The sequence below is a fragment of the Actinoplanes sp. NPDC051851 genome (assembly GCF_040681165.1).
GTDB lineage: Bacteria > Actinomycetota > Actinomycetes > Mycobacteriales > Micromonosporaceae > Actinoplanes.
This window is the reverse complement of sequence record NZ_JBFAYF010000072.1, coordinates 1-13440: the sequence shown is the minus strand read 5'-3', so window position 1 is coordinate 13440 and position 13440 is coordinate 1. Positions and strand designations below refer to the sequence as shown.

The 13440-nt window shown below is 72.5% G+C and carries 14 protein-coding genes; 9 read left to right on the top strand and 5 right to left on the bottom strand.

The genetic code is table 11. From position 1 onward, the window contains the following. The first annotated feature begins 1 nt into the window (after window position 1). The 6 genes from AB0M08_RS40700 to AB0M08_RS40675 all read left to right on the top strand — a co-directional run bounded on the left by AB0M08_RS40700 (window position 2) and on the right by AB0M08_RS40675 (window position 4922). The gene (locus AB0M08_RS40700; RefSeq protein WP_364505608.1) at window positions 2–1012 is read left to right on the top strand and encodes a nitroreductase; all 1011 of its coding nucleotides are present in this window, start codon (window positions 2–4) and stop codon (window positions 1010–1012) included. A 50-nt stretch (window positions 1013–1062) separates the two neighbouring features. Then, on the top strand, window positions 1063–1623 hold the full coding sequence (locus AB0M08_RS40695; RefSeq protein WP_364505606.1) for a hypothetical protein: 561 nt from the start codon (window positions 1063–1065) through the stop codon (window positions 1621–1623). Window positions 1624–1756: 133 nt separating this feature from the next. Next, window positions 1757–2395 (top strand): HEAT repeat domain-containing protein, encoded by a 639-nt coding sequence (locus AB0M08_RS40690; RefSeq protein WP_364505604.1) that lies wholly within the window; start codon window positions 1757–1759, stop codon window positions 2393–2395. Next, entirely contained in the window at window positions 2382–3389 is a 1008-nt protein-coding gene (locus AB0M08_RS40685) for a HEAT repeat domain-containing protein (RefSeq protein ID WP_364505602.1), read from the top strand. Before AB0M08_RS40690 ends, AB0M08_RS40685 begins: the two co-directional genes overlap by 14 nt. 383 nt (window positions 3390–3772) lie before the next feature. After that, a complete protein-coding gene (locus tag AB0M08_RS40680) occupies window positions 3773–4726 on the top strand; it encodes a helix-turn-helix transcriptional regulator (RefSeq protein ID WP_364505600.1) in 954 nt (317 codons plus the stop codon). After that, complete coding sequence (locus AB0M08_RS40675; RefSeq protein WP_364505598.1) at window positions 4719–4922, top strand: DUF397 domain-containing protein; 204 nt, start codon at window positions 4719–4721, stop codon at window positions 4920–4922. Before AB0M08_RS40680 ends, AB0M08_RS40675 begins: the two co-directional genes overlap by 8 nt. Here the strand turns inward: AB0M08_RS40675 and AB0M08_RS40670 are convergent. Beyond that, the gene (locus AB0M08_RS40670) at window positions 4919–5569 is read right to left on the bottom strand and encodes a class I SAM-dependent methyltransferase (protein ID WP_364505596.1); all 651 of its coding nucleotides are present in this window, start codon (window positions 5567–5569) and stop codon (window positions 4919–4921) included. The two genes, AB0M08_RS40675 and AB0M08_RS40670, sit on opposite strands and share 4 nt — an antisense overlap. Window positions 5570–5714: 145 nt before the next feature. Between AB0M08_RS40670 and AB0M08_RS40665 the strand changes: the two genes are divergently transcribed. Both AB0M08_RS40665 and AB0M08_RS40660 read left to right on the top strand, forming a co-directional pair. Next, the gene (locus AB0M08_RS40665; protein ID WP_364505594.1) at window positions 5715–6122 is read left to right on the top strand and encodes a YciI family protein; all 408 of its coding nucleotides are present in this window, start codon (window positions 5715–5717) and stop codon (window positions 6120–6122) included. Further along, a complete protein-coding gene (locus AB0M08_RS40660) occupies window positions 6119–7270 on the top strand; it encodes a DUF6596 domain-containing protein (protein WP_364505592.1) in 1152 nt (383 codons plus the stop codon). Before AB0M08_RS40665 ends, AB0M08_RS40660 begins: the two co-directional genes overlap by 4 nt. Here AB0M08_RS40660 and AB0M08_RS40655 read toward each other — a convergent pair. The 3 genes from AB0M08_RS40655 to AB0M08_RS40645 form a co-directional block, all read right to left on the bottom strand. Continuing rightward, window positions 7260–9551 (bottom strand): EAL domain-containing protein, encoded by a 2292-nt coding sequence (locus AB0M08_RS40655; protein ID WP_364505590.1) that lies wholly within the window; start codon window positions 9549–9551, stop codon window positions 7260–7262. The genes AB0M08_RS40660 and AB0M08_RS40655 overlap by 11 nt on opposite strands. A 110-nt stretch (window positions 9552–9661) precedes the next feature. After that, the gene (locus AB0M08_RS40650; protein WP_364505588.1) at window positions 9662–10729 is read right to left on the bottom strand and encodes a serine hydrolase domain-containing protein; all 1068 of its coding nucleotides are present in this window, start codon (window positions 10727–10729) and stop codon (window positions 9662–9664) included. Between the two features lie 53 nt (window positions 10730–10782). Continuing rightward, a complete protein-coding gene (locus AB0M08_RS40645; RefSeq protein ID WP_364505586.1) occupies window positions 10783–11487 on the bottom strand; it encodes a TetR/AcrR family transcriptional regulator in 705 nt (234 codons plus the stop codon). Window positions 11488–11546: 59 nt separating this feature from the next. Here AB0M08_RS40645 and AB0M08_RS40640 point away from each other — a divergent pair, with 59 nt between their 5' ends. Further along, entirely contained in the window at window positions 11547–12395 is an 849-nt protein-coding gene (locus AB0M08_RS40640) for an alpha/beta hydrolase (protein WP_364505584.1), read from the top strand. A gap of 179 nt (window positions 12396–12574) precedes the next feature. Here the strand turns inward: AB0M08_RS40640 and AB0M08_RS40635 are convergent, their stop codons facing one another. After that, the gene (locus AB0M08_RS40635) at window positions 12575–13225 is read right to left on the bottom strand and encodes a nitroreductase (protein WP_364505582.1); all 651 of its coding nucleotides are present in this window, start codon (window positions 13223–13225) and stop codon (window positions 12575–12577) included. Window positions 13226–13440: the final 215 nt, after the last annotated feature.

Below are 13440 nucleotides of genomic sequence, written 5' to 3'. Positions count from 1 at the left end.
CATGGCCGGTTACCAGAATTCTGATCTGAACCGGGCGGCCGAGGCCGGTATCCGGGCGCCGTCCCTGCACAACAGCCAGCCCTGGCTGTTCCGGCTCCGGGACGGCGCGATCGAGGTGCTCGCCGACCCCGAGCGGAAGCTCGCCGTCGCCGACCGGGCCGGCTGGGCCTCCCGGCTGGCCTGCGGCGCCGCGGTCTACAACGCCCGGCTGGCCCTCGCGGCGGACGGGCGGCCCGCCGACGTACGCCTGCTCCCCGACCCGCGCGAGCCCGGCCTGATCGCCCGGCTCGCCCCGGGGCACGAGCGGCCGGCGACCTACGCCGAGCAGGAGCTGTACGCCGCCGTACCGCGCCGGCACAGCAGCCGCTCGCCGTTCTGGCCGGACCCGGTCGGCCCGGACATCCGCGCCCGCCTGCTGGACGCCGCCCGGGCCGAGGGTGCCTGGCTGGACCTGCTGGTCGGGATGACCGCGCTGACCGGCTTCGCGGAGATCGCCCGCAGCGCCGACCGGGTGCTCCGCCGCGACGCCCGCTACCAGGCCGAGATGGCCGCCTGGGCGCACGCGGACGGCGCTCTGGACGGCGTACCGTCCGAGGCCGGTGCCCCGGTCGGCGAGCCGCAGGACCTGCTCCCCCAGCGCATGTTCAGCGACCGCCGCCGCGCGCCCGGCCGCGACTACGAGCCCGAGCCGCTGATCGGCATCCTCGGTGTGCCCGGCGACCGCCCCCTCGACCAGGTGGTGGCCGGCCAGGCCCTGCAGAAGGTGCTGCTCACCGCGACCGCGGCGGCCCTGGACACCTCGATGATCAGCCAGCCGGTGGAGGTCCCGGCCGCCCGCGACCAGTTGCGCCGCTCGCTGGGCCGCTCCGGCTACCCCCAGATCACCATCCGCTTCGGGTACGGCATGCCGGGCCACCCGGCGCCGCGCCGCGGGGTGGTCGACGTGCTGGTCGGCATCGAGGAGGGGGCCGAAAGTCCCGTGCAGGACGGGTGTTTCGCCTCCGTCGAATGACGCGGAGACGGAGCAGAGTCAAGGGCAGAGAGATTGATGGAGGAGGAGCGATGACAACCATCGGCCGCAGCCACGCCGCCCACCTCGAGCACGTCGAGGCGCCCGGATCGATGCTCACCACCACCGCCGCGAAGGCCCTGGCCGTCCTGCGGTTCGCCACCGGGTTCGTCTTCCTCTGGGCGTTCCTCGACAAGACCTTCGGCTTCGGCTACTCGACCACGTCGGAGCGCGCCTGGATCAACGGAGGCTCGCCCACCAAGGGCTTCCTGTCGAGCCTGGAGGCCGGACCGCTCAAGGGCTTCTTCAACGCGATCGCCGGCAACCCGGTCGCCGACTGGGCGTTCATGCTCGGCATGCTCGGCATCGGCCTGGCCCTGATCCTCGGCATCGGCCTCCGCGTCGCCGCCGTCTCGGCCACCGCCATGATGGCACTGATGTGGGCCGCCGAGTGGCCGCTGACCAGCGGTTCCAGCAACCCGATCGTCGACTACCACGTCGTCTACGCGATCAGCGCCATCCTGATCGCCCTCACCTACGCCGGCCACACCTGGGGCCTCGGCCGCTTCTGGACCAAGCTCCCCCTCGTCCAGAAGAACCGCTGGCTCATCTGAACACCGGCACCCCACCTCACAGCCCGGCCGTTTCGGCCGGGCTTGCTTTTTCGGGTACGCCCCTCCGCCCCCACGACGGCACTTGACCCTGACACTGTGACAGGGTCTTGACTCGGCGCTGGAGGTGGTTCCCATGACATCGGCCGACAGCGGTCTGCTCCGGGCACTGAGTTCCGGCACGTCGTCCACGCGGCTCCGGGCGGCCCTGGCCGCCGGCACGCATCCGCACCCGGACTATCTCGGCACGCTGATCGAGCGGTGCGCGATCGAGCCGGACTTCTTCGTCCGCGACATGCTGACCTGGGCGCTCACCCGGCTCCCGGCGCGGGACGTCACGCCCCGGGTGCTGACAGAGCTCACCTCGGAGGTGCCGCAGGCCCGCAGCCAGGCGCTGCACACGCTCTCCAAGATCCAGGAGAGGAGCGTGTACCCGGCGATCACCGGCGCGCTGCTGCACGACGCGGACGACGAGGTGGCCCGCGCCGCCTGGCGGGCCGCCGCCGGCCTGGTCCCGCAGGACGCGGCGGCCGCGCTCGCCGCCGAGCTCGTCACCGAGCTGGGACGCGGCGACCGGACCGTGCGGATGAGCCTCAGCCGGGCACTGGCCGTCCTGGGCGACGTGATCGAGCCCGCCCTGCGGACCGCGATCGACAGCGACGACCCGAACGTCAGCGAGCACGCCCGGGTCACCGCGATCCTGTACGAGGACCCGGACACCGGTTTCGACGCGGCCGTCGCGGAGGCGAGGGGAGCAGCGCTTGCTGATCGGTGAGGTGGCCCGGCGGTCCGGGGTGAGTGTCCGGATGCTCCGGCACTACGACTCCCTCGGGCTGGTCCGCCCGACGGGCCGGACCGTCGGCGGCTACCGCGAGTACTCCGCGGAGGACGCCCGCCGGATCTTCCACGTGGAGAGCCTGCGGTCGCTCGGCCTGTCGCTGCGGCAGATCGGCCGCGCTCTGCAGGATCCCGCCTTCACCCCGGCCGACCTGGTCCGCGACCTGATCCGCTGGACCGAGGACCGGCTGGCCCGCGAACGGGAGCTGCTCGAACGCCTCCGCCGGGTGGACGCCTCGGCCCCCACCGGCTGGCAGGACGTGCTGCGCATCGTCGAGCTGATGCACGGCCTCGGCTCGTCCGACGCCGCCGCCCGCCAGCGGTCGGTGCTGGCCTCCGCCGACGACGTCCGGGTGCCCGCCGACCTGCTGGCCGACGCGCTCCTGACCGAATCCGATCCGATCGTGGCCGGCGCGCTGCGCTGGGCGCTGGCCCGCACCGGCGACGACGGCGTGGCCGGGCTGGCCACCGGGCTGCACGCGGACGACCCCGCCGTCCGCCGCCGCGCCGTCCAGGCCCTCGCCGAGATCACCGGCGACGAGACGACCGCGCTGCTCACCGCCGCGCTCGGCGACGACGACCCCGCGGTACGCCGGCACGCCGCCCTCGCCCTGGGCACCCGGTCCGTGCCGGCCGCCGTGCCGTTCCTGGTCGGCATGGTGGTCGAGGGCGTCAACGACGTCGAGGCGGCCGAGCTGCTCGGCGCGTTCGCCGCGGAACCCGGCGGCAGCGACCCGATCGTGCGCGCGCTGACCGGCGCGCTCGCCGCCCACCCCGGCGACCCGGCGATCCGGATCCGCCTGGCCCAGGCCCTCGTCGAGCTACCCGCCGACGCGGGCCGCGACGTCCTGCGACAGCTGGCGGCCGACGACGACCGCGCGGTGGCCCTGGTCGCCACCGCTTTCCTGAAGCGCGGCCCCCACCCCGGATAGCAGCCGGCCCCCGCGCTCGGTCCTGATCCACTCCTCGACCTCGGACGCCAGCCAGACCCGCCCCTGTCTCAGCGTGGCGACCGGCACCGGAAAGCTCGGCTTCTCCATGATCGCGTGTGCGCGCTGGCGGCTTATCGCGCCGAGCCGGGCGCGTATCTCTTGAGACCCGAGAATCTGCGGTACGCCATCGCTCTGCATGTCGACCCGTGCCCACCCTTCCACCTCGGTAGCCGCGTTCGATGCTGGCGACCCCGAAAGAGTGACGCAACCTCACATCGTCGACCATCACACCCCTGTGACCTGGAAATTCTCTCGGCCCCGGAGTAAACCGTCCAACGAGGAGCGAGACAGCATTCCATGTTCCGGGGAGTGGGGATCACAGGATGAGAAGTCACGCGGAGAAGGACGGCGACCGGATCGGATCGACGGTGCCCCGTCGGCAGCTCGCGCGTTTCCTGCGTACGGAGCGGGAGACGATGAGGGATCGCGGCGACGGCAGGCCACCCCGGAAGGTCACGATCGAGGAGGCCGCCGAGGCCCTGGACTGTTCGACCCAGAAGATCTGGCGCATCGAGGGCGGCGTCGGAAAGGTCGGCTTCCTCGACGTCAAGGCCCTGTGCGAGCTGTACGGCACCGAGCCGGAGTACACCCAGGTGCTGATCAACCTCGCCAAGGCCACGGGCGAGAAGGGCTGGTGGCACAGCTACGGCGACACGGTTCCCGACTGGTTCAACCTGTACGTCGGCCTGGAGAGCGCCGCCAGCCGACTCCGCAAATTCGAGCCGTGCATGATGCCGGGCCTCCTCCAGGCTCCCGCCTACATGGAGGCCGTGCTGCGCACCTGGGGTCCCGACCTGTCCGAGGAAGAACTGGAGAAACAGCTCACCTTCCGGCGGGAACGGCAACGGGTACTGTGCCGGCATTTCCCCGGCCCACCCGACCTTGAGGTGATCATCGGGGAGTCAGCGCTGCGGGCCGAGGTGAACGACCCGGGCGGAATGCACCAGCAACTGGTGCATCTGATCAAGGCGAACGAGCAACATCACATTTCGGTACGGGTGCTTCCCGCGGCCGTAAGACCGTTCCGAGCCGCCGTCGGTGGCGGGTTCACCATTCTCGAGTTCCCTCATACGGCACGGGGCGACAAGCTCAAGGGCGAGCCGCCGACCGCCTACGTCGAGGGTGTGACCGGCGCGCTCTACCTGGTCAGGCCGCATGAGATAGCCGCATATGAGGAGGCATGGGCCGAACTGGCAGCCCTCGCCCTGTCCGAGAAAGACTCGAATACAGTGGTCACCGACATCCTGTTCGCCGGAGGAGGGTCGCATCGTGAGTAGCCATGACCTGGTCGGTGCCGTCTGGCATACGAGCACCCGAAGCGGTGGCGGGGACTGTGTGGAGGTGGCGGGCAACCTGCCCTGGCTCGTGGCGGTGCGGGACAGCAAGGATCGTGACGGCGGCACGCTGGTGTTTCGGCGCGCCGCCTGGTCGGATTTCGTCGCGGACGTGAAGGCCGGCGGGTTCGACCGCTAGACGGGGCGGTGGCCGAAGACGAAGGCGCCCTCGATGTTGACGTCCTCGCGGTGTGTCATCTCCGCGTCCGCGACGAAACCGGCCTCCCGCATCCACTCCGCGATCCGGGTGGCCGAGCGCCGGTGCACGTACACCTTCATCGGATGGCCGCCGTACCCCTCGGTCTTGAGGCGGCTCCCCTCCCCCGCGTGGAACCCGATCAGCAGCGCCCCGCCCGGCGCGAGCACCCGGTGGAACTCGGCGAGCACCGCGGGGACCTGGGCGTCCGGGACGTGGATCAGCGAGAACCAGGCGAGCACCCCGGTCAGCGAGGCGTCCGGGATGTCCAGCGCGGTCATCGAGCCGACCTCGAAGCGCAGCCCCGGATGCTCCCGCCGGGCCACCTCGATCATCCCGGGCGAGAGGTCCACGCCGAACGCGTCGAGCCCGATGTCGTGCAGGTGGGCGGTGATCCGGCCGGGCCCGCAGCCGACGTCGGCGACCGGGCCCTTCCCGTCACCCTGGGCGCGGACCAGTTCGGCGAAGAGGGCAAAGATGCCGCGCTGGAACGGTGCTCCGGTCAGCGCGTCGCGCAGCATCTCGGCGTAGCTCGCGGCCACGGTGTCGTAGGAGTTCCGGGTGTCGTCGATCCAGCCGGTGGCAGACATGCGCGCCACGATAGACCGGCTGCCGTGGGGTGACGACGGACGCCGTCGCACGGGAGGACGAGCGATGTCGAGAACCCACGATCGGCTCCGTCCCCGGGGTGGAACGTGGCCACAATGGGTCACACCGGCACCGAGGAGAACGATCATGGCGAAGTACCTGCTGCTCAAGCACTACCGCGGCGCTCCGGACCCGGTCAACGACGTGCCGATGGAGAAGTGGACACCGGAGGAGATCTCGGCGCACATGACGTACATGGACGACTTCGCGAACCGGCTGGTGAAGACCGGCGAGTTCGTCGACGGGCAGGCGCTCGCGCCGGAGGGGGCCTGGGTGGCGTACGACGGCGAGGGCCGCCCGCCGGTCACCGACGGCCCGTTCGCCGAGACGAAGGACCTGATCGCCGGCTGGATGATCATCGACGTGGACACGTACGAGCGCGCGGTGGAGCTCGCCGGGGAGCTGTCCGCGGCGCCCGGCGCGGGTGGCCGGCCGATCCACGAGTGGCTGGAGCTGCGCCCGTTCCTGAGCTACACCCCGACCACCGCCGAATGACCGATCCCGCCCAGCTCCGAGGCCTCATCCCGGGTGTCCTCGGCATCCTCTGCCGCCGCGGAGCCGACTTCGCGGCGGCGGAGGACGCGGTCCAGGACGCCCTGGTCGAGGCGCTCCGGGTCTGGCCTGCCGACCCGCCGCGCGACCCGAAGGCCTGGCTGGTCACGGTCGCCTGGCGCCGGTTCCTGGACGCGGCCCGGGCGGACGCCGCCCGGCGCCGGCGCGAGGACCTGGCCGACGGGGAGCCGCCGCCCGGCCCGGCCGCGTCCACCGACGACACGCTGCGGCTCTACTTCCTCTGCGCGCACCCGTCGCTGACCCCGGCGTCGGCGGTGGCGCTCACCCTGCGCGCGGTGGGCGGGCTGACCACCCGGCAGATCGCCGCGGCGTATCTGGTGCCGGAGGCGACCATGGCGCAGCGGATCAGCCGGGCCAAGCGCACGGTCACCGGCGGCCGCCTCGACCGTCCCGGCGACGTCGGCACCGTACTGCGAACGCTCTACCTGGTCTTCAACGAGGGATACTCCGGCGACGTGGATCTGGCGGCCGAGGCGATCCGGCTCACCCGGCAGCTGGGGTCCGCGATCGATCACCCCGAGGTGGCCGGGCTGCTGGCGCTGATGCTGCTGCACCACGCCCGGCGTGGCGCGCGATGGGCCGCGGACGGCAGCCTGGTGACGCTCGCCGAGCAGGACCGGGGGCGCTGGGACACCGCGCTGATCGCCGAGGGTGTGGCGGTCCTGCAGGCGGCCCTGGCCCGGGACCGGCTCGGCGAGTTCCAGGCCCAGGCCGCGATCGCCGCCCTGCACGCGGACGCGCCGACCGCGGCGGAGACCGACTGGGTGCAGATCGTGGAGTGGTACGACGAGCTGAGCGCGCTCACCGGCGGGAGTCCGGTCGTACGCCTCAATCGGGCTGTCGCCGTCGGTGAGGCCGACGGGCCTCGCGCGGGTCTCGCGGCACTCGCCGCGCTGGACGGGTCACTGCCCCGGTACGCGGCCGTCGCGGCCTACCTGCACGAACGCGACGGCGACCGGGAACGGGCGGTCGCCCGGTACGCCGAGGCCGCGCGGAAGGCCACCAACCCGGCCGAACGTGATCACCTGACCCGGCAGGCGGCCCGTCTGAACCAGGAGCTCAGAGCGTGAGCGCCGGGGCGGTCATCAGCGTGGCGAACTCGTCGGCGGGCAGCGGCTTGGCCATGTAGTAGCCCTGCCCGTACCGGTAGCCCATCTCCCGGAGCCGGTCCCGCTGTTCCGGGTCCTCGATGCCCTCAGCGACCGCCTTGAGCTCCAGATACTCGGCCAGCTGGGCGACGGCCGCGGCGACCGCGAGCCGGCCCCGGTCCGCGCCGTCCGCGATGCCGTCGACGAACGACTTGTCCAGCTTGAGCACGTCGACCGGGAACGCCCGCAGCAGGCTCAGCGAGGACTGCCCGGTACCGAAGTCGTCCAGCGCCAGCTTCACCCCCATCGCGTGCAGCGCCTGCAACGTCTCGCGCACCTGCCAGCCGTCGACCACCGACGACTCGGTCACCTCCAGGATCAGGTTCCGCGAGGTCAGACCGGTCTCGCCGAGCAACGCGGCCACCTCGTCGACGAACTCCGGACCGCGCAGCTGGCGTACGGCCACGTTGACGTTGATCGCCTCGATCGCCGCGTCGCCGAAGGTGCCGTGCCAGGCGGCCAGCTGCTCGCACGCCTCACGCAGCACCCAGGCACCGAGCGGCACGATCAGCCCGGAGCGCTCGGCCACCGGGATGAAGTCGCCGGGCGAGACGAAACCGCGCACCGGGTGCTGCCAGCGGACCAGCGCCTCGGCCCCGTGCAGGCGGCCGGTGACCAGGTCGTACACCGGCTGGTAGAGCAGGCGCAGCTCGCCGCGGACGATGGCGTCGTGCAGCTCGCCGGCGAGCCGGGCGTGCTCGGCCAGGTCCTGCCGCATGCCGGGCTGGTAGCGGACCCAGGACGCCTTGCCCGCCTCCTTGGCCGCGTACATCGCGATGTCCGCGTTGCGCAGCACCTCGTCCGGGGTCTCGCCGTCCTCGGCGATCGCGATGCCGACACTGGCGTGCAGCATCAGCTGCTGGTCGCCGTAGACCACCGGCTTGCTGACCGCCGCCTGGAAGCGGGTGGCGGCCCGCTCGGCCGCCGCCGGGTCGTCGGCCGGGAGCAGCACCGCGAACTCGTCGCCGCCGAGCCGGGCGGGCAGTTCCTCGGCGTCGCAGAGCTCCCGCAGCCGGTCGCCGAGCTGGTAGAGCAGCTGGTCACCGGCGGCCGGGCCGAGCGTGTCGTTGATCATTTTGAAGTCGTCGACGTCGATCAGCAGGACCGACGACGGCCGGTGCTCCTCGATCCGCTCGGCGAGCGCCATCGCGAAGCCGGTCCGATTGTGCAGGCCGGTCAGCGAGTCGGAGAGCGCGAGCCGTTCCAGCTCGGCCTGCTGGCGCCGGATGCCGCGCAGCGCCAGGGTGTTCTCCCGGAGCGAGAGCAGCTGCCGGGCCACCACGATCGCCGCGATCAGCACCGCGCCGGCGATCACGGCCCGGCCGCGCATGTCGAGGTCCCGGGCGGTCACCGTGATGACGAGCCCGGCGGTGACCGCGACGGCGAGTGCCTGGAGCGGGTCGGTCAGCGACCAGCGCGGGCGGTTCGGCGTCCAGCGGGTGCTGCGCCCGGCGAGCACCCGGTCCTGCCGGTACGCCGCCGCGCACATCCCGGTACCGACCAGCGGGTAGCCGACCACGGACAGCAGCATCACGCCGGTGGGCGTACCGCCGAGGAAGACCACCACGGCGATCATCCCGACCACCGGCCCGATCGCCAGGATCGCCAGGGCGCCCGGGTCGACCCGGCCCTCCGGGTTCACCGCCGCCCGCATGAAGACCACCAGGGCCAGCAGGCAGCCCACGCCGACCGTGCCGGCCAGCGCGCGGGTGGTCAGCGGCGTGCTCTCCGGCACCCAGCTGAGCACCACGTACCCGAAGAAGACGGTGCCGGCGACGGCGACCGCGAACCCGTCGAGCAGCAGCCGCGCCCAGTCCAGCCGGGTGCGCCGGCTCAGTGGTACGTGCCGGAAGGCCAGCATCGCCGCGCCGAGGCTGGCCAGCGTCGGGACCGCCTCGTAGACCGGCATCCCGTCGTCGCCCCGGTACGCGCCGGCCATCGCCGCGACCGTGCTGAGCACCAGCATCGCGCCGGACCAGCCCCAGAGCCGCCAGAAGCCGCGCAGGCCCCGGGGTGCGCGCGGCCGCCGGCTGATCCGGAGGATGGCGAGGGTGCAGGCGACGGTCACCACCGCGCCGCCGGAGTTGGCCAGGACCGAGTCGACCGGGCCCGCCCAGGCCAGCCGGGCGAAGACCGCCCCGAGTGCGGCCACGGCGACGAGCAGATAACGTACGCGAGGGGCGCCGGCTTCCGATCCAGTCATCGCGCTCGTCCGGCTCCTCGCCCTGTCGGCAGTCCCGCCCCTTCCGCGAATCGGCGGACCGGCCGAGAACCTGAGCGATGGTATCCCGCAAGTCGCCTGTCGGCGAGATGTCACTTGCAGCCGGTGAGGATCGCGTCGCTCATTTCACATTGATACGGCGCCGTCTCCGGGCTCGCTTCGAGGCGATTCGTCAGGTACGCCACCACCAGTCCGCGCTCCGGGTCGCTCCACCCGATGCACGCGTTCGAGCCGTTGTGCCCGAAGGCCTTCCGGCTGCTCAGCCGCCCCATCGGCCGGGGCCGTCCCGGTTCGCCGTCGGCGTCGCCGCCCAGCTGGAAGCCGTGCGCCCAGCGGATCCGGTTGCCGAGCACCCGGTCGACCTCGCCGTCGGTGGACGGTTCGCAGGCCCCGGCGACCGTCGCCGCGGAGAGCGCCCGCCCGTCGAGCAGGGCCTGATAGAAGGTCGCGAGGTCCCGGGCCGTGCTGGACACGGTCGCCGCCGGGATCAGCGCCTCGCGCACCCGCCGCCGGTTCGCCAGCGTCTGCAGCAGCCGGGGCCCACCGTGCCCGGCGCCGCGCATCGGCACACCGGCGCTCAGCCCGAGGTGGGTGTCGCGCAGCCCGAGCGGCTCCAGCAGCCGATCCCGCAGCACGTCGCGCAGCGGCCGCCCGGTGACCCGCTGGATCAGCTCGCCGAGCAGGAATCCGTAGCTGAGGATGTGGTACGCCGGCACCTGGCCCGGCGCCCAGTGCGGCCGGGCGCCGACCAGGGCACGCACTGATCGGTTCCAGTCCGGGGCGTTGAGAGCGTCCCGCCAGACACTGCGCACGTAGGGCAGCCCCGAGCGGTGCTGGAGCACGTGGCGTACCGTAATGAGGCCTTTGCCGTTGATCTCGAACTCGGGCCAGTGCCGCGCGACCGGATCGTCCAGGCTCAGCATCCCCTGCTCGGCGAGCTGATGCACGAGCATCGCCACGAGCGGTTTCCCCGCAGAGAAGAGCAGAAAAGGCGCATTCTCCGGTACGCCGTACGACCGGTCGATCAGCACCTCGCCGTAGCGGAGCACGCAGAGCTGCGCGGCCGCCCCGCGCGCCATGATCAGTTCACGCACCCGGCGCACCGCGTCGGGCCGGAAGTCCAGCTCCTCGGGTGCCCGCTCACCACTCGCCCCTCGCACCAGCCGCAGGTTAGCCCGGCGCGACCGCTCCCCGTCGCACAATCCCGCTCCGATCAGGCCGTCTCCTCCAGCAGCGCCGTCTCCTCCAACAGCGCCGTCTCCTCCAGCAGCCCGGAGAGCACACTGCGCAGGGTGACCTCGAAGAGATCGCGCGGCACCACCGGGCTCTCCGGCTGCGGCGCGGCGAACAGCGCCGTCAGATGCGGATAGGCGGTCATGTCCATCCCGGCGAAGCTCGGCGCCGGTGCCGCTGCCTCGTTGCGCGCGAAGAGCGACACCACCCCGATCATCATCGCGATCGCCTCGAACTTCGCCGTGGCGGTCACCCGGACCGGCTGCAGGATCCGCAGGCAGTGGTCGAACCAGGCGAGGCTCTCCGGCCCGATCGCGGTCGGCCGGTTCAGCAGGTCGAGCAGCCACGGGTGGTCCCGGTACAACCGCAGCTGCGCGCGGGCCACCGCCAGCATCGTGGTCATCCACGGCCCGTCCGGCTCCGGGTAGGGCCGCAGCCCGGCGGTCGCCCGGTCGGCCATCAGGTCCAGCAGGTCGTCGCGGGAGGAGAGGTACCGGTAGAGCGACCCCGCGCCGGTGTTCAGCCGCGCCGCCACGGCACGCATCGAGACGGCGGCCAGGCCGTCCGCGGCGGCGATCGCGATGGCCGCCGCCACGATCTCGTCGCGGGAGTGCGCCGGGGCCGGGCCGCGGGCGCCGCGTTCGGGCTGGGACCAGATCGGGGTTCGAGGGGCTGCGTCGTTCACGCCTACACTGTAAACTGCTAACAGCGTTCGCGGTTTTGCTCGCCCGAAGGGGGCTTCTCGTGCAACAGCAGAACTGGACCACCCGGCGGATCACGGCGGCCGACGGCGCGGAGATCGCGCTGCACTCGACCGGGTCCGGGCCGGGCATCGCGGTGGTGCACGGCGGCGGCGTCACCATCGGGATCTACCGGCGACTGGCCGCCGCGCTGGCCGACCGCTTCACCGTGCACCTCTACAACCGCCGGGGCCGGGCGGACGCGGCGCCCCGCCCGGAGCCGTACGACGGCGAGTTCGAGATCACCGACCTCTCCGCGGTGCTGGAGCAGACCGGCACCCGCAACGTCATCGGCCACAGCGCGGGCGGGTTCTTCGCCATGCTGGCCGCGTCCCGGGGCCTGCCGATCGACCGGCTCGCGCTCTACGACCCCGCACTCCAGGTGAGCGGCCTGGCCCCGTGGCGCTGGCTGCCCGACGCCCTCGAGGCCGCCCGCGCCGGCGACCTCCCGCGAACGATGGCGATCACCAGCGCCGGCATCAACACCCACTCACCGGCCAGCCGGCTGCCGCTCGGCGTGCAGATCGCGATGTGCCGCCTGTTCCTGCGCACGCCGATCGGCCGGATGATGGGCGACCTGTTCGTCATGACGCTCGACGAGACCGTGCTGATCGGGCAGCACGACGGCCCGCCGGAGCGCTGGGCCGGCATCACCGCCGAGACGCTGTTCACCTGCGGCGGCAGCGGCCCGCCGTACTACCAGGACATCCAGCGGCTCCTGGTCGGCGCCCTGCCGAACGCCCGGGGCCTGGTGATCCCGAAATGCGGCCACGACGGCATCAACCGCGCACCGGCCCGGGTGGTCGAGCCGTTCGCCGACTTCTTCACCCCGGCCCGTACGCCGGTGCAGTAAGGTTTGTTCACAATGGCCGGTGTCCCGCGCTTCACGGGGAGCGCGGGACACCGGCTCTCAGCCCGCTCAGCCCCACCCGGCCCCGCGCCCGCTCAGCCCCACCCGGCCCCGCGCCCGCTCAGCCCCACCCGGCCCCGCGCCCGCTCAGCCCCACCCGGCCCCGCGCCCGCTCAGGCCGCTCAGCCCAGGAACGTCACGGTCTCCGCGAGCGGGGCGCGGGGGATCCGCGGGTGGGTGACGGCCGGATCGGCGTACCCGATCGACATGCCGCAGAAGAGCAACCGCTCGTCCGGCGGGCCGATCACCTCGGCCACGCTGCGGTGATACTCGGCCCACGCCTCCTGCGTGCAGCTGTGCAGCCCCTCGGCGCGCAGCAGCAGCATCACGGTCTGCAGGTAGATGCCCACATCGGACCAGCGGGGCGCCGGCATGTCCCGGTCCAGATAGCAGAAGAGCGCGGTACCGGCACCGAAGCAGTCCCAGTTCTCCTCCCGCAACCGTTTCCGCGCTACCGCGTCGTCGCGCGCTCCGTACCTCTTCTCCCCCAGCGCGGCCATCCGCCGGAGATAGGGCTCCCGCAGCGCGGGCGGGTAGATCGCGAACTCCCGATCGTCCCCGGAGTCCCCGGCGGCAAGCCGCGACGCCACCCGCTTCTTCAGCTCCCGCAGCGGCTCCCCGGTCACCGCGTAGACGTGCCACGGCTGCAGGTTGCTCCCGGACGGCGCGTCCGCCGCCGCCTCCAGCACCCGCCGCAGCACCTCCGGCGCCACCGCCCGCCCCGCGAACCGCCGGATCGACTGCCGCGTCCGCACCGCCCCGTACACATCCATCCCACCAGTCTGCCCGCCGAGCCCGAATGGCCCTCACGGCCGCATCGGGCCCGCGCAAGCAACGGCCGCACTTGATCAACATTTCGTGATCAACCAGGGATCGATCTTCGCGGCTGGCGTTCACGGGTGACCCTGCTGGCTTATTCGGTGCTGGTGTCCGTTCGTGGGACTGGGTGGGTAGGTTGTGTGGTTATGTCGATGCAGCCGAAGCCGTG